Here is a 21,235-nt window from a genome sequence, read left to right on the forward strand (position 1 = left end):
TTCAGGCGAACATCGGCAGCATCAGGTACAGCTTAATCACCAGCGCGTTGACGATATCAATAAAGAACGCCCCGACCATCGGCACCACCAGAAACGCCATGTGCGATGGCCCGAAGCGTTCGGTGATCGCCTGCATGTTGGCGATAGCCGTTGGGGTTGCCCCCAGACCAAACCCGCAGTGACCCGCCGCCAGCACCGCCGCATCGTAGTTTTTGCCCATCATGCGCCAGGTGACAAACATGGCGTACAGCGCCATAAACAGGGCCTGCACCGCCAGAATCGCCACCATCGGCAGCGCCAGGGAGGCCAGCTCCCATAGCTTGAGGCTCATCAGCGCCATCGCCAGGAACAGCGAGAGGCAGACGTTGCCGAGCACCGACACCGCCCGTTCAAACACGCGGTAGAAGCCCATCAGCGCCAGGCCGTTGCTCAGGATCACCCCGATAAACAGCACGCAGACAAACGTCGGCAGCTCAAACGCGGAGCCCGCCAGCCATTGCGCAACCACTTTGCCCACGGTGAGGCAGATGGCGATCATCGCGATGGTTTCAATCAGCACCAGCGAGGTAATACTGCGCCCAACGTCAGGCTTTTCAAAGGCGGTCGGTACCAGCTCGTCGTCCGGCCTGCCGTCCGGCGTGGTGGAGTGCTTCACCAGATAGCGCGCTACCGGGCCGCCAATCAGGCCACCCAGCACCAGGCCAAAGGTGGCACAGGCCATCGCCACTTCCGTTGCATTTTCAAAACCGTAGCGCTCGACGAACAATTTACTCCACGCCGCCCCGGTACCGTGACCGCCTGACAGCGTAATCGACCCCGCCAGCAGCCCCATCAGCGGATCCAGCCCCAGCAAGGTCGCCATGCCGATGCCAATCGCGTTTTGCATCAGCAGCAGCCCCACCACCACAATCAAAAATACGCCGAGCACCTTACCGCCCGCCCGCAGGCTTGCCAGGTTGGCGTTCAGGCCGATGGTGGCAAAGAAGGCCAGCATCAGCGGGTCTTTCAGGGACATGTCAAAATCGATTTCCCAGCCCATGCTTTTTTTGAGCACCAGCAGGGCCAGCGCCACCAGCAGGCCGCCAGCGACAGGTTCAGGAATGGTGTATTTTTTCAGAAGGGAAACGCTATGTACCAGCTTACGGCCAAGCAGTAACACCAGCGTTGCGGCAACAAGGGTCGACAACGTATCGAGATGAATCATAGAAGGCTCCTTTTTTGCGCGTGTTCCATACACACGCGGCGTTATCCTGGGCCGGTTTGCGCTCTTCATGAGCTTCCGGCGCAAAAAGTGTAATTTTTTTTCCTCATCGGATGTAGAAAACCTGCTCACAGCGGCAGATTTTCTTGTCTTTTTTTGCTGGCAATCGTTTGCTTTTACCAGGTGGTCAGATAAAATGCCCGCTTTTCCACCGTGGGATTGCCGCCGATGTCCGTTAACACCATAGAGTCGCCTGATGCGCAACCGATTGCGCAGAAGCAAAATAGCGAACTGATTTACCGCCTTGAAGACCGCCCGCCGCTGCCGCAGACGCTTTTCGCCGCCTGCCAGCATCTTCTGGCGATGTTTGTTGCGGTGATCACCCCGGCGCTGCTGATCTGTCAGGCGCTCGGTTTACCGGCGCAGGACACGCAGCACATTATCAGCATGTCTCTCTTCGCCTCCGGCGTGGCCTCGATTATCCAGATTAAAGCGTGGGGTCCGGTGGGGTCGGGTTTACTGTCGATTCAGGGCACCAGCTTTAACTTTGTGGCACCGCTGATCATGGGCGGTACGGCCCTGAAAACCGGCGGCGCGGATGTCCCGACCATGATGGCGGCGCTGTTCGGCACGCTGATGCTGGCCAGCTGCACGGAGATGGTGATCTCCCGCGTTCTGCATCTGGCTCGCCGCGTTATCACCCCGCTGGTTTCCGGCGTCGTCGTGATGATTATCGGCCTGTCGCTGATTCAGGTGGGCCTCACCTCCATCGGCGGCGGCTATGCTGCGATGAGCGACCACACCTTCGGCGCGCCAAAAAACCTGCTGCTGGCGGGCGTCGTGCTGGCCATCATTATTCTGCTTAACCGCCAGCGTAACCCATACCTGCGCGTCGCCTCGCTGGTGATCGCCATGGCGGCAGGCTACCTGCTGGCGTGGGCGCTGGGCATGCTGCCGGAGAACACCGGGCCAGCCAACAGCGCGCTGATCGCTGTCCCTACGCCGCTGTATTACGGTCTGGGCATTGACTGGGGCCTGCTCCTGCCGCTGATGCTGGTCTTTATGATCACCTCTCTGGAGACCATCGGCGATATCACCGCCACCTCCGACGTCTCCGAGCAGCCCGTTTCTGGCCCGCTGTACATGAAGCGCCTAAAAGGCGGCGTGCTGGCGAACGGTCTGAATTCGTTTGTCTCTGCGGTCTTCAATACCTTCCCGAACTCCTGCTTCGGTCAGAACAACGGCGTGATCCAGCTGACCGGCGTGGCCAGCCGCTATGTCGGCTTCGTGGTGGCGCTGATGCTGATCGTCCTCGGCCTGTTCCCGGCGGTGAGCGGCTTTGTGCAGCACATCCCTGAGCCGGTGCTGGGCGGCGCAACGCTGGTGATGTTCGGGACGATCGCGGCCTCCGGCGTGCGTATCGTCTCCCGCGAGCCGCTGAACCGCCGCGCAATCATGATTATTGCGCTGTCGCTGGCCGTCGGTCTGGGCGTTTCTCAGCAGCCGCTGATCCTGCAGTTTGCCCCGGACTGGGTGAAAAACCTGCTCTCTTCCGGCATTGCCGCGGGCGGTATCACCGCTATCGTGCTGAACCTCGTTTTCCCGCCTGAAAAGAACTGATCCCCTTCACGGCAGGCAGTCAATGTCTGCCGTGACATCTATTTACACCATTCCCGCCTTGAGGATTGCGCATAAATCGTGCATAACTCCCTTATGTGCGTTTTGCGGGATGGAAGACCATGAAATTTATTGGAAAGCTGCTCGTCTATCTTCTGGTAGCCCTGCTCATTGTGATACTGGCGCTCTATATTCTGCTCCAGACCCGCTGGGGCGCGACTCAGGTCAGCAGCTGGGTAACGGTGAATACCGACTACGAGCTCAGTTTCGACAAGATGAATCACCGCTTTTCGTCACCATCCCACATCATTCTGGAAAACGTCACCTTCGGCCGGGACGGTAAACCCGCCACGCTGGTGGCCAAAAAAGTGGATATCGGCCTCAGCAGCCGCCAGATAACCGATCCGCTGCACATGGACACCATCACCCTGTTCGACGGCACGCTGAATCTCTCCCCGCAGACCGCGCCGCTGCCCTTCCAGGCGGATCGCCTGCAGCTGAACAATATGGCCTTTAACAGCCCGAATACCGAATGGGATCTGAGCGCGCAGAAGGTGACGGGCGGCGTCAGCCCATGGCAGCCAGAAGCGGGCAACGTGCTGGGTAATCACGCGCAGATCCAGATGAGCGCAGGCTCGCTGACCCTCAACGGCGTACCGGCCACCAACGTGCTGATCGAGGGCCAGCTTAACGGCAAGGAAGTGGTGCTGAATACGATCGGCGCCGATATGGCCCGGGGCTCGCTCACCGGCTCGGCCCTGCGCAACGCCGACGGGAGCTGGATTATCGACACGATGCGCCTGAACGAGATCCGCCTGCAGAGCGATAAAACGCTGACCGCGTTCTTCGCACCGCTGGCCACTATCCCCTCTCTGCAGATTGGTCGTCTGGACGTGACCGACGCCCGGCTTCAGGGCCCGGACTGGGCGGTGACCGACCTCGATTTAAGCCTGCGCAACCTGACGCTGAGCAAAGGTGACTGGCAGAGCCAGGAAGGCCGCCTGTCGATGAACGCCAGCGAGTTTATCTACGGCTCGTTGCATCTTTTTGATCCGATCCTGAATGCGGAGTTTTCCCCGCAGGGCATGGCGCTGCGCCAGTTCACCTCCCGCTGGGAAGGCGGCATGGTGCGCACGTCCGGTAACTGGCTGCGCGACGGTAAAGCGCTGGTGCTGGACGATGTCGCCATTGCCGGGCTGGAGTATACCCTGCCGCAAAACTGGAAAGCGCTGTGGATGGCGCCTCTACCGGAATGGCTGAACAGCGTCACGCTGCAAAAATTTGGCCTAAGCCGCAACCTGGTGATCGACATCGATCCCGCCTTCCCGTGGCAGATCACCTCTCTGGACGGATATGGCGCAAACCTGCAGCTGGTGAAAGATCGCCAGTGGGGCGTCTGGGGCGGCAGCGCAACCCTGAACGGCGCGGCGGCGACCTTTAACCGCGTGGACGTGCGCCGTCCGTCGCTGGCGCTGAATGCTAACGCCGCGACGGTGAACATTACCGACCTGAGCGCGTTTACCGAGAAAGGTATTCTGGAAGCCACGGCGACCGTTTCCCAGCTGCCGCAGCGGCAGACCACGGTGAGCCTGAACGGGCGCGGCGTGCCGCTCAGCGTGCTGCAGCAGTGGGGCTGGCCTGCGCTGCCGATTGCAGGTGACGGCAATATTCAGCTCACCGCCAGCGGCAGCGTGCAGGCGAATGCCCCGTTGAAGCCAACGGTGAATGGGAAGCTGAGCGCGGTGAATATGGATAAGCAGCAGGTAGAGCAGACGATGACGGGCGGCGTGGTGTCGGCGATGGCGCCGGCACAGTAAAAAGCCGGGTGGCGGCTTCGCCTTACCCGGCCTACGAGGTTTTGGTTCCCTCTCCCTGTGGGTGAGGGCATCAGACCGCATAATTACCGTAGGCCCGGTAAGCGCAGCGCCACCGGGCATTTTCCACCTCAGAGCTGAACCGCCACCTCATCCCCCTCGGCTTTCACCACCACGCCCCACTCGCTGCCCGCGTGCGAGCCGCCCTTCACGCCGCGCACTTTCTGCACGTTGCGCAAACACACCGACCAGTTTTGCGCGTCTCCCGCGCCGGTAAAGGTCACGATGTCGCCCCGACGTGACGCCTTCAGCGTAAACGCCACCGCGCCGTCCGCCGCAGGCACTTCGCTTACCGCCGTTGCGCCATCGTCCAGGTTAAACAGCTGGAAGGCCGTCCCCTCGTGCCACGCGTAGTCCGGCTTCTGGTTATTGTTGCCCAGCGCCAGCAGCGTGTTGTCGCGCACGTAGACCGGCAGGCTCATGAAATCGTGCTGCTGCTTATGCCAGCGGCTGCCCTGAATTTCGTCGTTGTGCCACAGGTGCGTCCAGCGCCCTTCCGGCAGGTAGAACTGCACGTCCCCCGCCTCGGAGAACACCGGAGCGACCATCAGGGCATCCCCCAGCATGTATTGACGGTCGAGGTAATCGCACGCCGGATCGTCCGGGAACTCCAGCATCATCGCGCGCAGCATCGGCGTGCCGAACTCGCGCGCCAGCGCCGCCTGACGGTACAGGTACGGCATCAGCTGACACTTCAGCTGGGTGAAGTGGCGCACCACGTCGCAGGACTCGTCATCGTACGCCCACGGCACGCGGTAGGATTTGCTGCCGTGCAGGCGGCTGTGGCTGGAAAACAGCCCGAACGCGCACCAGCGCTTGTAGACGTGCGCCGGGGCGGTGTTTTCGAACCCGCCGATATCGTGGCTCCAGAACCCGAAGCCGGACAGGCCAATCGACAGCCCACCGCGCAGGCTTTCGGCCATCGACTCATAGTTGGCGTAGCAGTCGCCGCCCCAGTGAACCGGGAACTGTTGCGCACCCACGGACGCCGAGCGGGCAAACAGCACCGCCTCTTCTTCACCCACCGTCTCTTTCAGCACGTTCCACACCAGCTCGTTGTAGATGTAGGCGTAATGGTTGTGCATCTTCTGCGGATCGGAACCGTCGAACCACTGGACGTCGGTCGGGATGCGCTCGCCGAAATCGGTCTTAAAGCAGTCGACGCCGATATCCACCAGCCCTTTCAGCTTGTCGGCATACCACCGGCACGCATCCGGGTTGGTGAAGTCGTAAATCGCCAGCCCCGGCTGCCATTTGTCCCACTGCCACAGGGAGCCGTCCGGACGCTTGAGCAAATAGCCCCTCTCTTTCAGCTCCCGGAAGATCGGGGATTTCTGGCCGATGTATGGGTTAATCCACACGCAGACCTTCAGCCCTTTCTCCTTCAGGCGGCGGATCATCCCTTCAGGGTCCGGGAAGGTCACCGGATCCCACTCGAAGTCGCACCACTGGAAGGCCTTCATCCAGAAGCAGTCGAAGTGGAAGACGTGCAGCGGCAGGTCGCGTTCGGCCATGCCGTCGATAAAGCTGTTCACCGTCGCTTCGTCGTAGTTGGTAGTGAACGAGGTGGTGAGCCACAGGCCGAACGACCAGGCAGGCGGCAGCGCCGGACGCCCGGTGAAGCGGGTATAGCGGTTCAGCACTTCTTTCGGCGTCGGGCCGTCGATCACGAAGTACTCAAGATATTCGCCTTCCACGCTGAACTGCACCTTAGAGACCTTCTCGGAGCCCACTTCAAACGAGACGTTTTCCGGGTGATTCACCAGCACGCCGTAGCCGCGGTTGGTCAGGTAGAACGGGATATTTTTATAGGACTGCTCGGTGCTGGTGCCGCCATCGCGGTTCCAGGTTTCGACCGTCTGGCCGTTGCGCACCAGGGCGGTAAAGCGCTCGCCCAGGCCGTAGACCGTTTCCCCCACGCCCAGATCCAGACGTTCGAACACGTAATTGCGGTCTGTATTGCTGTCCTGCACGTAGCCGTTGTTTTTCAGCTGGCTGCCGGTAATGCGCTGGCCGTTGCGCAGGAAATCCAGCGCCCAGAACTCGCCTTTGGTGACGCGCACGCTGACGCTGCCGCTTTTCAGCTCGGCAAAATCGGCGTTGTTTTCGATCTCTAGCTTCACGTCTTTCAGAACGTTCAGCGGATAGTGCGGGCCGTTGTTAAGCGCGCCCTGGAAGTGCTCAATGCGCACCCCGACAATCCCTTCCTGCGGGGCAAACAGGCGCACCGTGAACATCAACGTGTCGAGCTGCCAGGTGCGTTCACGCACGTCACGCGGCGCAACAAACACCACCAGGTCATTGCCCTGCTGCTCCACGTCGAATACCTGCACCGGACAGGTCACGTTCAGGCCCGGTTGAATAAGCCAGTTTCCATCACTGATTTTCATGCTTTCGTCCTCTTAGTTCTGCAATTCTTTGCTGACCGGCAGGTTTTCAAACTCCTGCTGATTACGGCGCGCGCCCTGCGCCAGCTCGGCCAGGATTTTGGCCAGGAAGGGGGTTTTCAGCGTGTAGTAGCGTTTGGCGATGATGGCGCTCAGCACGTAGCAGACCGCCGGGGCCAGGGTAAACAGGCCGATAATGATGCTGATGGTCGCGCTGTTCTGGGTTTTGGCCGCCGCGTCGTAACCGCCGCCTGCCAGCATCCAGCCGATCATCGCCCCGCCCAGCGCCAGACCCAGCTTCAGCACGAACAGCGTGCCTGCAAAGCTGATGCCGGTCAGGCGCTTGCCGTTGGTCCATTCACCGTAGTCGACGGTATCGGACATCATGACCCACTGGATCGGCGTCACCAGCTGGTGCAGCACGCCAATGACGAAGATAAAGGCGAACATCACCACGGTGGCATGCATCGGGACGAAGAACATCGCCACGCTGACCACCGCCAGCGCGGCGTTGGTCCACCAGAAGATGCTGACCTTGCACTTCCAGTCGGTGAGCGGTTTCGCCAGCGCGGAGCCAATCAAGTTGCCGACGCAGTAGGTGGTCAGGAACGCGACGAACACTTCCGGCGAGCCCATGATCCAGGTGCAGTAGTACATCATCGCGCCGCCGCGCACGCAGACGGCGAGGATGTTGAGGATGGTCAGCACGCCGACGATGCGCCACTGGTCGTTGTGCCAGATGTCGCGCAGGTCTTCCCGCATGGAGGTGGTGCTCGGCGGCACTTGGATGCGCTCTTTGGTGGTGAAGAAGCAGAACGCCAGCATCAGGAATGCGACCACCGACAGCACGGCAATCCCGCCCTGGAAGCCGAGCGCCTTATCGTCGCCGCCAATCAACTTCACCAGCGGCATCATCAGCACCGTGGAGAGCATGCCGCCCGCCGTCGCCAGCACGAAGCGCCAGGACTGAAGGGAGATACGCTGCGTCGGGTCACTGGTGATCACGCCGCCCAGCGCGCAGTAAGGAATGTTGACCACGGTATAGAGCAGGGTCAGCAGGGTGTAGGTAACGGCGGCGTAAACCATTTTGCCGTTAAGGCTGAGGTCCGGCGTGGTGTAGGCCAGCACGCAGACGATACCGAACGGGATCGCGCCGAACAAAATCCACGGGCGGAACTTGCCCCAGCGGCTGCGGGTGCGGTCGGCAATCAGCCCCATGCACGGGTCGGAGATCGCATCCAGCGCGCGGGCCAGCAGGAACATGGTGCCGACAAACCCGGCGGGAATGCCGAAAATGTCGGTGTAGAAAAACATCATGTACAACATGACGTTATCAAAAATGATGTGGCTGGCGGCGTCTCCCATGCCGTAGCCAATCTTCTCTTTTACTGACAGTACTTCGCTCATCTTTTTTTATCCTTCACGCTGTAGGGGGCGCTGAGACCGGTTGCATTGGTTTTAACCCATTGTTTCAGATGGGGGTATTGCGTTTTCTGGTTAGCAGATTACGTTTCTTGTTTTTTGTGATCGCGGTAAATACTGGAGAGCACGAAAGGCTAACCTGAGGATTTTCTTAAGAATTAACTGAAACAGGGGGGTACAGGTCAAAAGAGAGGTGAAAAAAGTGGTGTGGGGTATGTGGTAAATGCCTGAAAGTAGCTATAATGCGCCCCGCCTCCATGTAGCAATGCAGGCGCGGAAGATCGTCATCTCCGGTGAGGTGACTGGACTTCAAATCCAGTTGGGGACGCCAGCGTTCCCGGGCAGGTTCGACTCCTGTGATCTTCCGCCAAAATTCTTATAATTAAATTTTAAACTATCCATTCTTAAAGCATATAATATTTCTATAACTATCACTCGGGAAGTGTTATATGAACATATTATTTGGCATGGAATCAAAAGATATAATTATGACAGCAGCAGTTATAATAGGTCCTGTTCTTGCTGTTCAAATACAAAAAACATTAGAGCAATTTAGAGAAAGAAAACAAAGCCGCTTATCTATTTTTAGAACGCTAATGTCTACCAGAGCTCAAAGATTGCATAGAGAACATGTACAAGCATTGAATATGATCGATATAGAATTTTATGGAAGAAAAATCCCAATAATAAAAATAAGATATCAAACCAAGAAAGAACAAACTGTCACTCATGCCTGGAAAAGTTATAACAGCCATCTAAATAAAATACAAGACTACCCTGATATTAACATTTGGATATCTAAATCCGATGATCTCTTTACTGACTTACTCTACGCTCTTTCTCAAGCAATGAGTTATGATTTTGATAAAGTACAATTACAAAGAGACTGTTATAGGCCAATTGCTCATGGCGATTTAGAAACAACACAAGCAAATATCTTAAAGGGTTTAGAAAAAGTTTTCTCTGGCGATACGGCCTTACCGATGTTTATTACTAATGCCCCCCTGAATAAGGCCAATCCGGATGATGAGGTCGTTTCTAAAAAAACAAATGATTTCAATAAAGAATCACACTGATATGTTCATGCTTTTGGTGAAATACCTTTAGCTCGTAACGCCTCACTCGCCAGTTCTTTCAACCAACTGGCGAGCCCCCCTTCCTCAGCCGCCACAGCATCCAACTGCTCCTTCAATGCCGGATCAATACGCATCTTAAACTGCGGAGACAGCCCGCCGCCTTTTGTTTTTTTTCGCGCGATATAATTGACATAAGGCCACCTAAACCTCCTGTATTTGCAACGCCCCGATGTGCGGGAACACAACCGGAGCGTCTAACCTCACCAATTATCAAGGAGTTGATTATGGCTGATTCACATTCTACCCCAGACACCGACCAATCCGGAACCGAGCGTTCATTAATTGTGGGATACCGCCCGAATGTTTTCGACAAATCCACGCCGAAAATCTCCCTTTCCGGCAAATGGCTGCGCGCGGCTGGTTTTGATACCGGGCAGCAGGTCACGATAAAAGTCATGAAAGGATGCATCGTTCTGGTGGCGTATAACGAGCAGGAGCAGAGATTGCAGGATGATTATAAACGGACGAAAGCAAAGCTCATTGAGATAGAGGACGCACTTGCGGCGATTCAAACTCCACGTCCTGGAAAGCGGCTCGCAAACGTGAGCACAAACCACCGAGCTTAACGTTGAGAATATGGAGGCGGCATTACTGATAATGATGTCATCCATTATCCGGCAGGAGAAAATGATTAACATTCTACTATCCGGAAATCCCGGATAGTTCGCCTGAAGGGAAACATCAGGTTTCCAGAAAGATAGTTAACCATAACGGGTACCGCTCTCCCGAGGCGCCCAGTTCCACCAGGAACCCTCAAACGCCCCAGTAATACCAGATCAAAAGGTTCGTCACGAACGAACGCCAGCCTCACTCTCCAGCATGAATGAAAAAACGCTGGAAAGCACCTCGCAATTTCTTAATTGCAAAATCCGTTTGAAATCCCCTCTTTGTCATACTCCTGCCACTAACAGCCTGGCTGTCGATGACTGCCATTGCATTTATTAACTACAGCTTATATTCTTTTTATAAGCTACAGCTTATCATGGACGAAAGCATGTGGACGGTTCGGTTCGGTTCGGTTCGGTTCGGAAAGGTATTCGAGCAGTGGTTGTTTGAACAAGAAGAAGGATTACAGGATAAGGTACTGGCAGACCTGCTAAATCTGCAACACTATGGGCCACGTCTTCCTCGTCCCTATGCAGATACGGTTAAAGGCTCACGGTATAAGCATATGAAAGAATTACGTATTCAATATGCTGGTCGTCCTGTTCGTGCTTTCTTCGCATTTGATCCTGTACGTCAGGCCATTGTGCTTTGCGCGGGCGATAAGAGTAACGACAAAACCTTTTATGAAAAAATGATTCGCATCGCAGATGCCGAATTTTCCCTTCATCTGACAAGCCAAGAGGCAGCCAAGTGAAAACCTTAAATGAAGTGATTGCGTCACGTTCACCGGAAAGCCAACAACGTATTAAAGAAATGGCAGAGGAAATGATCCTCGAAACGGGTCTGCAACTTTTACGCGAAGAGCTCATGCTTTCGCAAAAAAAAGTTGCTGACCTGATGGGGGTGAGCCAGCCCGCAGTAACTCAGATAGAGCAACGTGGAAATGAACTAAAAATTGCCACGCTTAAGCGTTACATCGAGGCAATGGGTGGGAAACTCTGTATCGACGTTGAACTTCCCACAGGAAAACGCGTTGCATTTCATATCTAACAAGCGTGATTCCTGCGTTAAGTGAATATTCACTTAGCCAACCGCATATGTAACAACGGAAACGGATTCCCCTGCCCGTCCAGTTCCGAGCGTCCGACCTGCTCAAACCCCATATGGCGATAAAACGCGACGCCCTGCGGGTTCTGCTCGTTCACGTCCACTTCGTTCGCGCCGAACGCTGCGATGGCGTATTTCAACAGCAATTTCCCGACGCCCTTCCCCCGGCTCGCATCGTCAACAAACAGCATTTCAATGCGGTTTTCATCCACGCCTAAAAAGCCGTGAATAACGCCTGCGTCATCGCGGGCCATCACGACGGTGAGGTTTGGCAAATACGCGTTGAGCAATAGCGGGCGCAGCGCCGCAATATCGCTTTCCTGTAAAAAGTGATGGGTGGCGCGGACGGAGGATTCCCAGATCGCGACCAGACGCTCGAAGTGTGTGGGGAGTGCGGTTTCAATTTTCATGGGGGAGATCATGATTGGAAAATTCTACTAATGCAAATCACGCTATGCGGCCTGCTCCCCCTCACCCTAACCCTCTCCCACAGGGAGAGGGAACTGACCGTGCGATTTTTCATCCCCTACCCTGATCTCCATCACCGCATACACCCCGTCCTTCGGCACCACCACGGTGACGTTTTCCACCGGCACGCCCGCCGCGAGGTGGATGTCCTGCAGCTGCTGTAACGACCTCGGGTGAATATCCTCCCAGCCGATACCCCGCAGCACAAAGTCAATCTGCGGGCTGCTGGTGAGCATGTTCGACACAATCACCGCGCCGCCGGGCTTGACCAGCCGCAGCGCGCGCTGGAGAAAAATCACCGCGTCGGTATCATTGAAATATTCGAAAATCCCCAGCGCGTCGACCAGTTCGGCCTGATGCTCGCCCAGCTCCAGCAGCAGGTCCTCGTTACGCACCAGCGTATGGAGCAGGTTGCGCCTGAGCAGCGTCAGCTGTTCGCCCACCACAATGCCTTCCTGCGCCGCCATGGTTTCCGCCCAGCTCAGCGCAACCGGGTCTTTGTCCACCAGGGTGAGATAGACCTGCTGACCGTCGAGCTTTGCTTCGCGCAACGCCTCCAGCACCGGAATGGCGGCACCGCTCGCCAGGCTGACCCAGTTGTTCTCGCTCGCATTGCGAATGTACTTATCCACCAGCGCGGCCAGCACCCGGGCGCGGGAGCGCACGCCAATCGCATCGTTAGCGTGGATAAACCACTGGCGGCTGTCGCTGTCCATTTTTGTGCCGTCGGGCAGGCGGTCCTCCAGCGGGTTTTGCACCACAAACAGCGCCAGCGCGGAGGGGACCAGCCGGGTGCGCCACGCGGTGAGCGCCGGACGGTTGCGGAAAGCCTGTTCGGAATAGCGGTTCTGCGGAACAAGCACGGCCTGCCCCCCTTCGTCGTATTCCACCCTCGGCGGCCGGAGCGCTGGCTCGGCTTTCAGGGCGCGGTCAAGGGAGGCGATCTCACGAGCAGCATCGTCTTTCATCGGCCACTGGTCGCTGACGTCGGGAAATGACGCGCTGAAAATCGTCATATTTTCCGGTGCATCGCCGCGAAAAGGCTGCCAGTTCATGTCGTCTTCCCTCCGTTAGGCTTTTAACGGAAGTCTATCCAGGCGTGCCAGTAATGCCCCAGGAAGAAAGCACGATTTTTATTGTTTCACCCACACCAGCTGGTCAACCCGGAAGCCCAGACTGCGCGCGGTGTTCAGGTAATCCTGCTTCACCGCATCCGGGATGGTCGGCGTGCGTGACAGGATCCACAGATAGTCGCGGTTCGGGCCGCTGACCAGCGCATACTGGTACTTATCGTCGAGTCTGATCACGTTATACCCGCCGTAGAACGGGCCGAAGAACGACACCTTCAGCGCGGCCGTGGTCGGCTCGCCGGTAAAGTACGCTTTGCCTTCGCTCTCATTCCACTTGTTCTTCACCGGATCGTAACCCCGGTTAAGCACGCTGATGCCGCCGTCGCTGCGCTTGCCGTAGGTCGCCGTCACCTGCTCCAGCCCGCGTTCGAAGCGGTTTTCCAGACGGGCGACTTCGTACCATTTGCCGAGATAGCGGCTGGCTTCGAAGTTGGTAATAGGCTGCACGCCTTTCGGCGGCGTGGGGGATTTACAGGCGACCAGCGTCAAAGCAATCGCAACACCGGTCACAACAGGCCATAGCTTCATGAGAATTCCTTTCATTTGCACGGTTGGATGTTAAGTGTAGTGCACCGTTTCGGCGCTTCATCCCCTTCGGGAAAATTCGTAGTATATTGAGAGTATTCCTCCACTCTGGACACGGACATGGCTTACTCCATCGGCGAATTCGCCAGACTCAGCGGCATCACCGCCACCACCCTGCGGGCGTGGCAGCGTCGCTATGGTTTACTCAAGCCACAGCGCACGGAAGGCGGCCATCGCCAGTACAGCGATGAGGACGTCCAGCAGGCGCTCAAAATCCTCGACTGGGTAAAAAAAGGCGTCCCGATCGGCCAGGTCAAACCGCTGCTGGAACGCCCGACGCCGGGCCGAACCAACAACTGGCAAACCCTGCAGCAGAACATGCTGCAACGCCTGCAGGACGGCAAAGTCGAGTCCCTGCGCCAGATGATTTACGACGCCGGGCGCGAATACCCAAGGCCGGAGCTGGTCGCGAACGTGCTGCGCCCGCTGCGCCGCCAGGTCTCGGCTAACGTGGCCGCCGCCATGACCCTGCGCGCGATCCTCGACGGCATCATCATCGCCTATACCTCGTTTTGCCTCGAAGGCGATAAAAAAGCACCGGGCGATAACATTCTGCTTAGCGGCTGGCACCTGAACGACCCGTGCGAGATCTGGCTCGAAGCCCTAACGCGCACCGGGCAGGGCCACCGCATCGACATTCTGCCAGTTCCGCCAGACGCCCTGGCTCCGGACATTTTCCCGGAGCGAAAATGGCTGCTGGTCACCAGCGGTAAACTCACCGCCGGGCGGAAAAAGCAGGTGGAGCAGTGGCAGCAGCAGGTATCGCTTGAAGTGATTATCCTCTGATCATTTTCTCCTGCGGGAATCTTCACGAAAAGTTGAATATTTTCCCGCGCCGCAAATGCTAACGTTTTCCTGTGACGAATAACTCCACAGGAAAACACCATGAAAAAAACTGCCCCTCTGCTGATCCTGGCCTCAATGGCCTTTGCCCCCGCCGCCTTTAGCGCCCCTGCCGGTACGCTGAGCGTCCACATTCTCGACCAGCAAACCGGGATGCCGCCATCAGACGTGAGCGTTACGCTGGAGAAGCAGCAGCAGGACAAATGGACCCCGATTGCCAGCGGTAAAACCGACCATGACGGACGCATCAAATCGCTTTATCCGCAGGATCAGGACATGCAGCCTGGCGTGTATAAAGTGACCTTCAAAACCGCTGAGTACTTCCACGGCAAAAAGCTGGACTCCTTCTTCCCGGAGATCCCGGTGCTGTTTACCGTGACGCGCACCAACGAGAAGCTGCACATCCCGCTTCTGCTGAGCCAGTACGGTTACTCGACCTATAAGGGCAGCTAAGACGCATTGATTCTAAAGGAATAAAAAAAATAGTTCCGCGAATACTTGGACAAATTAGTCATGTTGTGTAAGTTTTAATTATATGAACGGGAGGACCACACCATGACAACGAAACCTGTGCTCGGTATTAGCGGATGTTTGACCGGATCCGCCGTTCGCTTTGACGGCGGACACAAGCGTATGAGCTTCGTCATGGATGAGCTGGCCCAGTGGGTGAACTTCAGGCCCGTCTGTCCGGAAATGGCCATCGGCCTGCCGACGCCTCGCCCTGCGCTGCGTTTGATTTTGACCACCAGCGGTGAAACGCAGATGCGCTTTAGCCATGCGCCTCACGAAGACGTTACGCAGAAAATGGCGGACTTTACGGCAGATTTTTTGCCGAAAATCGGCGATCTCGCCGGGTTTATCGTCTGCGCTAAATCCCCAAGCTGCGGCATGGAACGCGTGCGGCTGTATGATGAAAACGGCAACCGGGGCCGCAAGGAGGGGGTCGGGCTGTTCACCGCCGCCCTCCTTGAAACCTGGCCGTGGCTGCCCGTGGAAGAGGACGGACGTCTGCACGATCCGGTGCTGCGGGAAAACTTTGTCGAACGTGTTTTTGCCCTGCACGAACTGAACACGCTGCGTAAAAATGGCCTCACGCGCCGCGCGCTGCTGGACTTCCACAGCCGTTACAAACTCCAGCTGCTGGCGCACCATCAGGCGGGTTACCGTGAAATCGGCCCGTTCGTTGCCTCGCTGCACGAGTGGGAAGACCTGGACGCTTTCTTCGTGGCGTACCGGGAAAAGCTGATGACCATCCTGAAAAAACCCGCTTCGCGTAAGAATCACACCAACGTGCTGATGCATATTCAGGGGTATTTTCGTAACCAGCTGAACACCCGCCAGCGCGGCGAACTGCGCGACGTGATCCTGCACTATCGCAACGGACAGTTGCCTATCCTCGCCCCGATCACGCTGCTGAAGCACTACCTGGCCGAATACCCCGACCGGTATCTGATGACGCAAAACTACTTTGATCCCTATCCTGATGATTTGGGTCTGCGTCTGGCAGTCAAGTGATGAAAAAAATGCGAAGGCCCCATTGACCCGTAGAGGCCCAAAGCAGTACCCCGTTTAGACGACATCCTCACTGTCGTCTCTTTTTTGCATTTCATCTCAAAGACTGTGATTATATACAGGCTTATTCTGCGAAAGGGGCCTGCCTGTGATCCACACCCTGCACATTCAAAACTACCGCTCCATCCGCGAGATGTCGCTGGAGCTGGAGCAGCTCAATATCGTCTTCGGGCCGAACGGGACCGGAAAATCGAATATCTACAAGGCGATACACCTGATGCACAGCGCCGCGCAGGGGCAGTTTTCCCAGGCGCTGGCGAACGAGGGCGGCATTCTGAAGGTGTTCTGGGCAGGTAAAACCCGTAGCGACCAGCTGCGGCGGATGAACCTCGCGGTGGAAACAGAGAGCTACGAATACGAGCTGCAGGTCGGGTTTGTGGAGAAGCTGCCCTATCCCTCGCAGTTTCAGCTCGACCCGGTGATCAAAGAGGAGTCCATCTGGCTGAGCGGCCAGCACCGTCGACCTTCGTCACAGCTGATGAAGCGTAAGAACCAGGCGGTGTTTCTGAACAACGTGCATCACGAGAAGGTGACCCACAGCGGCACGCTGTACGAGAACGAATCGGTATTCGGACAGCTCGGCGAACCGCACCTTTACCCGGAAGTGTCGCAGATGCGCGAGTCCCTGCGTAACTGGCGCTTTTATCATGAGTTTTCTGTATCAATCGGCTCGGCGATGCGCGCCCCGCAGGTCGGTTTCCGCTCCCCGGTGCTGGCCAGCGACGGCGCCAACCTGGCGGCCGCGTTTCAGACCATCGTCGAGATTGGTGACGAGCTGCTGCTGATGCGCATCCTTGACCAGGCCTTCCCCGGCTGCGTGTTTTACAGCGACAACACCGGCGGACGTTTTCGCATGATGATGCAGCGTGAGGGGCTGAACAGACCGCTGGAACCGGCGGAGTTCTCCGACGGCACCCTGCGCTTTCTGTGCCTTGCGGTAGCGCTGCTCAGCCCGCGCCCACCGGCGTTTATCGCGTTGAACGAACCGGAAAACAGCCTGCACCCGCAGATGCTGCCCGCCCTGGCGAGCTTAATCGCCGAGGCCAGCCGCTACTCGCAGATCTGGCTCACCAGCCACTCGCCGGAGCTGGCGACGTTGATTGAGAAGCAGCGATCGTTTTCGCTGTATCAGCTGTCGATGACGGAGGGGGAGACGCGGGTGGAGAGGCTGGGGTAGTCTCAATGGGTACGGAGGCTGTTTTTTCGCATCTCACTCATGCTAACTATTCTCGATAACAATTCTATCCGACGACGATTGCTGGTGAGCGGTTCATTTTTCGACTTTAATTGTCATCCACTTAAACTTTTGAAATTGAGTTTTCCTGCACCCTTGATTATTTTGCCAACAACATCATCTGCACCCGTTATAATCCAGATAACAGTGGCGAGATAATCAAGCGCACTGTGTGCTTCTAAAACGGCACAGTTTTTTCTTATAAAACTCATTCGTTTTCTGCTTCGACACGCTCTTGCGCCATCTGCCGGGCAGTTTTGCAGTGAGATACTTCATCCAGCAAGTCGCTCAGTGAGCTATCCTCAGCGATTATTTTTCCGGCGATACTCATGTAGTTTATTTTTCAACCACACCCCTACACCTAATATTAATCCTGTAATACTTCCTTTTATTAATGCGATATGTAATGCCTTTTTCCATGAAAAAAGGTATTCACCATCGTTAAAATAAAAAATTGTTGACACTCCGAACTGGCATACGAAAAGAACAATAGTGACTAGAACTGTACAGTACACAACTAAGAAAAGGAGCCAAAAGATACCAACCTTATTGAAGACACTCATTGCTTCTTCTCCCGTTTGTCTAATTCATCTTTTACCACTTTTCCTGGAAATTCAAAAGCAGTAGAACCTGTAACTGCACCAATAACATCCTTTGTAACTTGATCAGCTACTGGAGACAATGAACCAAAAACTTTTCCTCCTAAACTACCAGCCGCACTTCCAAATCCACGACTTATCATTGTGTTATTCGGGTCTTCCCTTTTAATCGCACTGCCAAGCGCAGTCCCAATATTGATTGCAGCTGATACTTTCCAGCCTTTCCCCGTAGTTGCGGCAGATGCCATTCCCAGCATAATGGCATCAACGGGGGGCTGGTCAGTGAGAAGCAGGCTATCGTAAAATAGCCTGCCGGGATGAGTTCAGATATTTCCAAACAGCATTGCGGAACAAAAAAACGCCGCAGGAGCCGGGATCTTCTCAAGCCATCATATTGTCTAAAGTTTGGCCTATATCATTAAGTAAGGCACAGACATCTTCTTTAGAAGCCCCAATCCTGGTTTCAAATTCAGGAACAGAGATACCATTACAGATTTCATTTAAAACTGAATTCAGGATCAATAATTCATTTTCATCAATGGTTAATTGAGCTTGTTTCCCAGCAAGAGATATTACATCCATTCATCACCTCAAATTATCGAAGTACGCCCTACCGTTTACAGGCCTAAAAGCGGTTCCACCATCTGATACTTTAGGATTGCGTGACCTGGCCGTTTTGGAGTACCGTCGCGGACGGCGGTACTCCAAAAACACATCTTGTCTGGAAGTGAAAAATGCAGGGCAAAAAAATCCCGCGGACAGTTGGCAGGATTTGTACTCACACAGGTAGCCGAGCAAGTAAGCTATTTACCTTTTCCGTATCTCCCGGGTGAAGCCGCAAATACTTTTCACTTGCAAGTCGTACGTAGTGATAGCAGATTTCTTCACTAACGATAGTAGTATCTGCTTCAGAGGGAGGATAACCAACAGCAAATTCAACACCTTCAAAATGTTCACTTTCGTCATAACTTTCCATATCAGGAAAGAAGCAGTAAGCCCCATCTCTCATAAATGAATGCTTTTTAATAATACTTTCAATAGATATCAAGAAAACACCATCATTATACATGAGGTCAAAGTAAGTTTTTATAACCACGTAAGGGTCTGATTTTATATAAGGTAAATCAAATAAAAATTTCATTCATTTAATCCTATTTGGGATGAAAGTTTGTGACTCGACCTGTATTTTTATCGAGATAAACTCTAAAATTCAACCCGCCAGCTGTAGCATCATATGCTGACTGGCCATTGCGCATTGCATCTCTTTACCCTTTCATTACAGCCTCTTGCCCAAGATCTAACATTACTTTGCCAGTATATATTTTCGGATCATAGATAGTTTTCTTTACTGGACTTGGTTTATATTCTCCAGTTAAATTCCCCGCGCGATCTTTGGTAGGAACTAAGTATTCAACTTAAGAAATACCTTTAACATTTGTAGGTTTCTCGCTTACGATTTTTACGCCATATTTTTTAACGGCATCCGACATCGTACTGAACATGTCGTCGCTCGTGATTAATTGCTTAATCGTATCATAAGTGGCGGCAGGATTTGTGACGGCTTTCGATATACTCTCGACGGGATAACTAATCCTCTGAGGAACACCAACCAGCATACCAGCCCCGTAGGCGGCCTCCTGCCCGATATCAATAGCATCCCATTTAGCACCGACTTTCAACTGACATGAGGTGTTACCTTTACAGGAATCAAACTCTTTATCCCGCTCAGAACGTTGTTGGTTGCTAAGATAGTTATTCTCAACAACTCGTTCCGGTGCACATTGCTGCGATACACATGATTTTTCATTTTATTTCAGTGGCTTACAATTTGTTTCGCCTGCTGTACTTCCGGCACAAGAACGTTTTGTCCTGATGTGTATTTTGCTAGTTGACCAAAATATTTCCTAGCAAGCGATCACAGGATAATCCCCACGACTGGTTGTAATAACATACCCGGCGATGTGGCCGAGATCTTACTGCTATTCAGGGAACTAATTGGATCGGGAAGGTTACTTTCCTGCCTTCAATGTAATCCCATATTATTTTATGCAACTTATTAAAAATTGAAGATTCATAAGGCATAAACTTCATTAAGAACGAGTGCAACTCGTCAGAACTGACCACCTTTATCTCCCCAACTTTTTTCACTTCTGCTGAGAAAATTTCTTTATTATCAATGCAGTTAAAATACAAAATGACTTTCCTATCCTCTTCCGAATATAAAATATCATTTATATATAATGAATTACTGGTTGAAGACGGCGTTTCCATTCCAGGTTCCTTTAAACTCTTTATCTGTCATTTTATAACTGGTTCCTTTCCACGGATCATAGATAGATACATTTCCTTTACTATCTGTACCCTTAACAACAACCCAATGCCCAATTTTGCTACCCTGATCCCACATCATTGCACTCCATGAACCTGTTTTGTTCAAAGCATCATAGGCTTCAAAACCAACAAATCCTCCACTCCAGCTACTTCCACTATTTTTAGCCAAATCTCTAGCTAACTGTTCAGGGCTTTTCAGTCCAGTACCTATTTGAGTTTGATCAACAAAGATATTCCTATCTTTCAGCATCATTTCACCGCAAGCACCGCCACAACCCGTTGGCGTTGATTGTTTCACCACATTTGGATCGACTATTTCATCCAGCACATTCCAGTTTCCACCGGCTCCGCCCTTGGGTGCAACGGGCTTAACAATAACTTTTGCCGTCGAGCTTCCTGAAGGAAGAAGCTTCGCCGGTATCAAAGCGCCAGATAATACCCCTGCAACATTCTCCAGCGCTTTCTGGTCACCATTCCAGGCTTTCACAACAGTCGTCTTGATGCCTTCCCACGCATCACCATTCATGATGCTATCCAGTACTTTCGCTGCTGCTGCATCTTTCTTCGCAATATCACTCTGCGCCTGGCTACAGTAGCTATCCCCTGTCGCACAGGCGGTTAACGCTGCTACCATATCAAACGCTGTATCGCCGCCCAGCACGGCTAAGTCGCCGGTTTCAGCAGCAACATTGACCAGACCATTCGCAATCTGGGAAACGGTGTTCTTACCCAGCTTGTCCCTGATCTGGTCCTTCCACCATTCCTTGCTCTCTTTAAGCGACTCCCGGCCTTTATCCCCGGCCATCGAGTTATTCTCAGCCGTCGTCTTGCCCGCCTGAGCCGCCGCTACCGCGTTCGCACTGCTGTCTCCGACAAGCCCGCCAGCCAGGCCAGAAGCCAGTGTCGCCAGCGCAGATACCGTCTGTTTTTCTTCCTCGCTCAGTTCGCTGACCTGTTTGCCAAAACCGTCAACCGCAATCTTACCGGCCAGCTTGTCTACCGCAATTTTGCCAACAAGCTCACCCACCGCTGCACCGGCTGCGGCCGACGCCGCATCTCTGCCGGAAGCGGCTGCAAGTGCGGCGTTGACAACCGCATGGGCCAGCACGCGTCCCTTAAGATC

22 protein-coding genes, 1 tRNA gene and 2 pseudogenes are annotated in these 21,235 nt (G+C 54.5%); 11 read left to right on the forward strand and 14 right to left on the reverse strand.

All coding sequences use genetic code 11. The annotated features are described in order from the left end of the window. Position 1 precedes the first annotated feature (1 nt). The gene (gene gltS, locus C6A40_RS22530) at positions 2 to 1,204 is read right to left on the reverse strand and encodes a sodium/glutamate symporter (protein WP_008502669.1); all 1,203 of its coding nucleotides are present in this window, start codon (positions 1,202 to 1,204) and stop codon (positions 2 to 4) included. 225 nt (positions 1,205 to 1,429) lie between these two features. Between gltS and xanP the strand changes: the two genes are divergently transcribed. Together xanP and C6A40_RS22540 are read left to right on the forward strand one after the other, a co-directional pair. Continuing rightward, positions 1,430 to 2,821, forward strand: coding sequence for a xanthine/proton symporter XanP (xanP, locus tag C6A40_RS22535; RefSeq protein ID WP_045337159.1), 1,392 nt, complete (start codon positions 1,430 to 1,432; stop codon positions 2,819 to 2,821). Between the two features lie 119 nt (positions 2,822 to 2,940). Then, positions 2,941 to 4,635, forward strand: coding sequence for an AsmA family protein (locus tag C6A40_RS22540; protein ID WP_045337161.1), 1,695 nt, complete (start codon positions 2,941 to 2,943; stop codon positions 4,633 to 4,635). Positions 4,636 to 4,763: 128 nt separating this feature from the next. On the opposite strand, the gene yicI is transcribed toward C6A40_RS22540, so the two are convergent. Both yicI and C6A40_RS22550 read right to left on the reverse strand, forming a co-directional pair. Beyond that, a complete protein-coding gene (yicI, locus tag C6A40_RS22545; protein WP_045337163.1) occupies positions 4,764 to 7,082 on the reverse strand; it encodes an alpha-xylosidase in 2,319 nt (772 codons plus the stop codon). A 12-nt stretch (positions 7,083 to 7,094) separates the two neighbouring features. Beyond that, positions 7,095 to 8,486, reverse strand: coding sequence for a glycoside-pentoside-hexuronide family transporter (locus tag C6A40_RS22550; protein ID WP_058657501.1), 1,392 nt, complete (start codon positions 8,484 to 8,486; stop codon positions 7,095 to 7,097). A gap of 290 nt (positions 8,487 to 8,776) precedes the next feature. Here C6A40_RS22550 and C6A40_RS22555 point away from each other — a divergent pair. Together C6A40_RS22555 and C6A40_RS22560 are read left to right on the forward strand one after the other, a co-directional pair. Further along, positions 8,777 to 8,871: transfer RNA gene (locus C6A40_RS22555), tRNA-Sec, on the forward strand. Positions 8,872 to 8,950: 79 nt separating this feature from the next. After that, the gene (locus C6A40_RS22560; protein WP_052686642.1) at positions 8,951 to 9,577 is read left to right on the forward strand and encodes a DUF6680 family protein; all 627 of its coding nucleotides are present in this window, start codon (positions 8,951 to 8,953) and stop codon (positions 9,575 to 9,577) included. A gap of 5 nt (positions 9,578 to 9,582) precedes the next feature. Here the strand turns inward: C6A40_RS22560 and C6A40_RS25515 are convergent. Further along, positions 9,583 to 9,770, reverse strand: a pseudogene (locus C6A40_RS25515) (hypothetical protein). A gap of 91 nt (positions 9,771 to 9,861) precedes the next feature. Between C6A40_RS25515 and C6A40_RS22565 the strand changes: the two are divergent. The 3 genes from C6A40_RS22565 to C6A40_RS22575 all read left to right on the forward strand — a co-directional run bounded on the left by C6A40_RS22565 (position 9,862) and on the right by C6A40_RS22575 (position 11,293). Continuing rightward, a complete protein-coding gene (locus C6A40_RS22565; protein WP_045337166.1) occupies positions 9,862 to 10,203 on the forward strand; it encodes a SymE family type I addiction module toxin in 342 nt (113 codons plus the stop codon). 428 nt (positions 10,204 to 10,631) lie between these two features. Then, entirely contained in the window at positions 10,632 to 10,997 is a 366-nt protein-coding gene (locus tag C6A40_RS22570; protein ID WP_114191417.1) for a type II toxin-antitoxin system RelE/ParE family toxin, read from the forward strand. Further along, positions 10,994 to 11,293 carry a helix-turn-helix domain-containing protein gene (locus C6A40_RS22575; protein ID WP_045337168.1) on the forward strand — a complete coding sequence of 100 codons (300 nt, stop codon included), beginning with the start codon at positions 10,994 to 10,996 and terminating at the stop codon, positions 11,291 to 11,293. Before C6A40_RS22570 ends, C6A40_RS22575 begins: the two co-directional genes overlap by 4 nt. A 29-nt stretch (positions 11,294 to 11,322) precedes the next feature. Here the strand turns inward: C6A40_RS22575 and C6A40_RS22580 are convergent, their stop codons facing one another. The 3 genes from C6A40_RS22580 to C6A40_RS22590 all read right to left on the reverse strand — a co-directional run bounded on the left by C6A40_RS22580 (position 11,323) and on the right by C6A40_RS22590 (position 13,476). Continuing rightward, complete coding sequence (locus tag C6A40_RS22580) at positions 11,323 to 11,760, reverse strand: acetyltransferase (protein WP_045337169.1); 438 nt, start codon at positions 11,758 to 11,760, stop codon at positions 11,323 to 11,325. A gap of 66 nt (positions 11,761 to 11,826) precedes the next feature. Next, entirely contained in the window at positions 11,827 to 12,873 is a 1,047-nt protein-coding gene (locus C6A40_RS22585) for a class I SAM-dependent methyltransferase (RefSeq protein WP_045337171.1), read from the reverse strand. 78 nt (positions 12,874 to 12,951) lie between these two features. After that, complete coding sequence (locus C6A40_RS22590; RefSeq protein WP_008500115.1) at positions 12,952 to 13,476, reverse strand: lipocalin family protein; 525 nt, start codon at positions 13,474 to 13,476, stop codon at positions 12,952 to 12,954. Positions 13,477 to 13,593: 117 nt separating this feature from the next. Here C6A40_RS22590 and C6A40_RS22595 point away from each other — a divergent pair, with 117 nt between their 5' ends. From C6A40_RS22595 to C6A40_RS22610, 4 genes are all read left to right on the forward strand, one after another. Next, positions 13,594 to 14,319: a MerR family transcriptional regulator gene (locus tag C6A40_RS22595; protein ID WP_008500116.1), complete on the forward strand. Its 726-nt coding sequence runs from the start codon at positions 13,594 to 13,596 to the stop codon at positions 14,317 to 14,319. 99 nt (positions 14,320 to 14,418) lie between these two features. Beyond that, positions 14,419 to 14,829 carry a hydroxyisourate hydrolase gene (gene uraH / locus C6A40_RS22600; RefSeq protein WP_008500117.1) on the forward strand — a complete coding sequence of 137 codons (411 nt, stop codon included), beginning with the start codon at positions 14,419 to 14,421 and terminating at the stop codon, positions 14,827 to 14,829. Positions 14,830 to 14,931: 102 nt separating this feature from the next. Next, entirely contained in the window at positions 14,932 to 15,891 is a 960-nt protein-coding gene (locus C6A40_RS22605) for a YbgA family protein (RefSeq protein WP_032675710.1), read from the forward strand. Between the two features lie 145 nt (positions 15,892 to 16,036). Then, positions 16,037 to 17,125, forward strand: coding sequence for an AAA family ATPase (locus tag C6A40_RS22610; protein WP_045337173.1), 1,089 nt, complete (start codon positions 16,037 to 16,039; stop codon positions 17,123 to 17,125). Between the two features lie 113 nt (positions 17,126 to 17,238). Here the strand turns inward: C6A40_RS22610 and C6A40_RS25045 are convergent, their stop codons facing one another. The 7 genes and pseudogenes from C6A40_RS25045 to C6A40_RS25355 all read right to left on the reverse strand — a co-directional run. Then, the gene (locus C6A40_RS25045) at positions 17,239 to 17,394 is read right to left on the reverse strand and encodes a hypothetical protein (RefSeq protein ID WP_158409079.1); all 156 of its coding nucleotides are present in this window, start codon (positions 17,392 to 17,394) and stop codon (positions 17,239 to 17,241) included. A gap of 347 nt (positions 17,395 to 17,741) precedes the next feature. Beyond that, positions 17,742 to 18,038 (reverse strand): hypothetical protein, encoded by a 297-nt coding sequence (locus C6A40_RS22620; protein WP_186436506.1) that lies wholly within the window; start codon positions 18,036 to 18,038, stop codon positions 17,742 to 17,744. Positions 18,039 to 18,162: 124 nt separating this feature from the next. Next, positions 18,163 to 18,363 carry a hypothetical protein gene (locus tag C6A40_RS22625; protein ID WP_072050949.1) on the reverse strand — a complete coding sequence of 67 codons (201 nt, stop codon included), beginning with the start codon at positions 18,361 to 18,363 and terminating at the stop codon, positions 18,163 to 18,165. 196 nt (positions 18,364 to 18,559) lie between these two features. Then, complete coding sequence (gene cdiI, locus C6A40_RS22630; RefSeq protein WP_071946186.1) at positions 18,560 to 18,922, reverse strand: ribonuclease toxin immunity protein CdiI; 363 nt, start codon at positions 18,920 to 18,922, stop codon at positions 18,560 to 18,562. Positions 18,923 to 18,932: 10 nt separating this feature from the next. Beyond that, a pseudogene (locus C6A40_RS25140) lies at positions 18,933 to 19,580 on the reverse strand (CdiA family toxin C-terminal domain-containing protein); the annotation flags it as partial. Between the two features lie 184 nt (positions 19,581 to 19,764). Beyond that, positions 19,765 to 20,052, reverse strand: coding sequence for a hypothetical protein (locus C6A40_RS22640; RefSeq protein WP_045337177.1), 288 nt, complete (start codon positions 20,050 to 20,052; stop codon positions 19,765 to 19,767). Next, positions 20,027 to 21,235, reverse strand: a 1,209-nt coding sequence (locus C6A40_RS25355; protein ID WP_239991065.1) for a VENN motif pre-toxin domain-containing protein, incomplete at its 5' end; no start/stop codon positions are given. The genes C6A40_RS22640 and C6A40_RS25355, both read right to left, overlap by 26 nt.

The sequence above is a fragment of the Enterobacter sp. GER_MD16_1505_Eko_090 genome (genome assembly GCF_003331015.1).
GTDB classification, from domain to species: Bacteria; Pseudomonadota; Gammaproteobacteria; order Enterobacterales; family Enterobacteriaceae; genus Enterobacter; species Enterobacter roggenkampii.

Excerpts from the sequence above, each read along its gene's own strand:
- yicI (WP_045337163.1), bottom strand. The coding sequence starts at position 7,082 with ATGAAAATCAGTGATGGAAACTGGCTTATTCAACCGGGCCTGAACGTG.
- C6A40_RS25045 (WP_158409079.1), bottom strand. The coding sequence starts at position 17,394 with ATGAGTTTTATAAGAAAAAACTGTGCCGTTTTAGAAGCACACAGTGCG.
- C6A40_RS22540 (WP_045337161.1), top strand. The coding sequence starts at position 2,941 with ATGAAATTTATTGGAAAGCTGCTCGTCTATCTTCTGGTAGCCCTGCTC.
- C6A40_RS22585 (WP_045337171.1), bottom strand. The coding sequence starts at position 12,873 with ATGAACTGGCAGCCTTTTCGCGGCGATGCACCGGAAAATATGACGATT.
- uraH (WP_008500117.1), top strand. The coding sequence starts at position 14,419 with ATGAAAAAAACTGCCCCTCTGCTGATCCTGGCCTCAATGGCCTTTGCC.
- C6A40_RS22550 (WP_058657501.1), bottom strand. The coding sequence starts at position 8,486 with ATGAGCGAAGTACTGTCAGTAAAAGAGAAGATTGGCTACGGCATGGGA.
- C6A40_RS22595 (WP_008500116.1), top strand. The coding sequence starts at position 13,594 with ATGGCTTACTCCATCGGCGAATTCGCCAGACTCAGCGGCATCACCGCC.
- C6A40_RS22625 (WP_072050949.1), bottom strand. The coding sequence starts at position 18,363 with ATGGATGTAATATCTCTTGCTGGGAAACAAGCTCAATTAACCATTGAT.
- C6A40_RS22605 (WP_032675710.1), top strand. The coding sequence starts at position 14,932 with ATGACAACGAAACCTGTGCTCGGTATTAGCGGATGTTTGACCGGATCC.
- C6A40_RS22560 (WP_052686642.1), top strand. The coding sequence starts at position 8,951 with ATGAACATATTATTTGGCATGGAATCAAAAGATATAATTATGACAGCA.
- xanP (WP_045337159.1), top strand. The coding sequence starts at position 1,430 with ATGTCCGTTAACACCATAGAGTCGCCTGATGCGCAACCGATTGCGCAG.
- gltS (WP_008502669.1), bottom strand. The coding sequence starts at position 1,204 with ATGATTCATCTCGATACGTTGTCGACCCTTGTTGCCGCAACGCTGGTG.
- C6A40_RS22640 (WP_045337177.1), bottom strand. The coding sequence starts at position 20,052 with ATGGAAACGCCGTCTTCAACCAGTAATTCATTATATATAAATGATATT.
- C6A40_RS22590 (WP_008500115.1), bottom strand. The coding sequence starts at position 13,476 with ATGAAGCTATGGCCTGTTGTGACCGGTGTTGCGATTGCTTTGACGCTG.
- cdiI (WP_071946186.1), bottom strand. The coding sequence starts at position 18,922 with ATGAAATTTTTATTTGATTTACCTTATATAAAATCAGACCCTTACGTG.
- C6A40_RS22580 (WP_045337169.1), bottom strand. The coding sequence starts at position 11,760 with ATGAAAATTGAAACCGCACTCCCCACACACTTCGAGCGTCTGGTCGCG.
- C6A40_RS22570 (WP_114191417.1), top strand. The coding sequence starts at position 10,632 with ATGTGGACGGTTCGGTTCGGTTCGGTTCGGTTCGGAAAGGTATTCGAG.
- C6A40_RS22620 (WP_186436506.1), bottom strand. The coding sequence starts at position 18,038 with ATGCTGGGAATGGCATCTGCCGCAACTACGGGGAAAGGCTGGAAAGTA.
- C6A40_RS22565 (WP_045337166.1), top strand. The coding sequence starts at position 9,862 with ATGGCTGATTCACATTCTACCCCAGACACCGACCAATCCGGAACCGAG.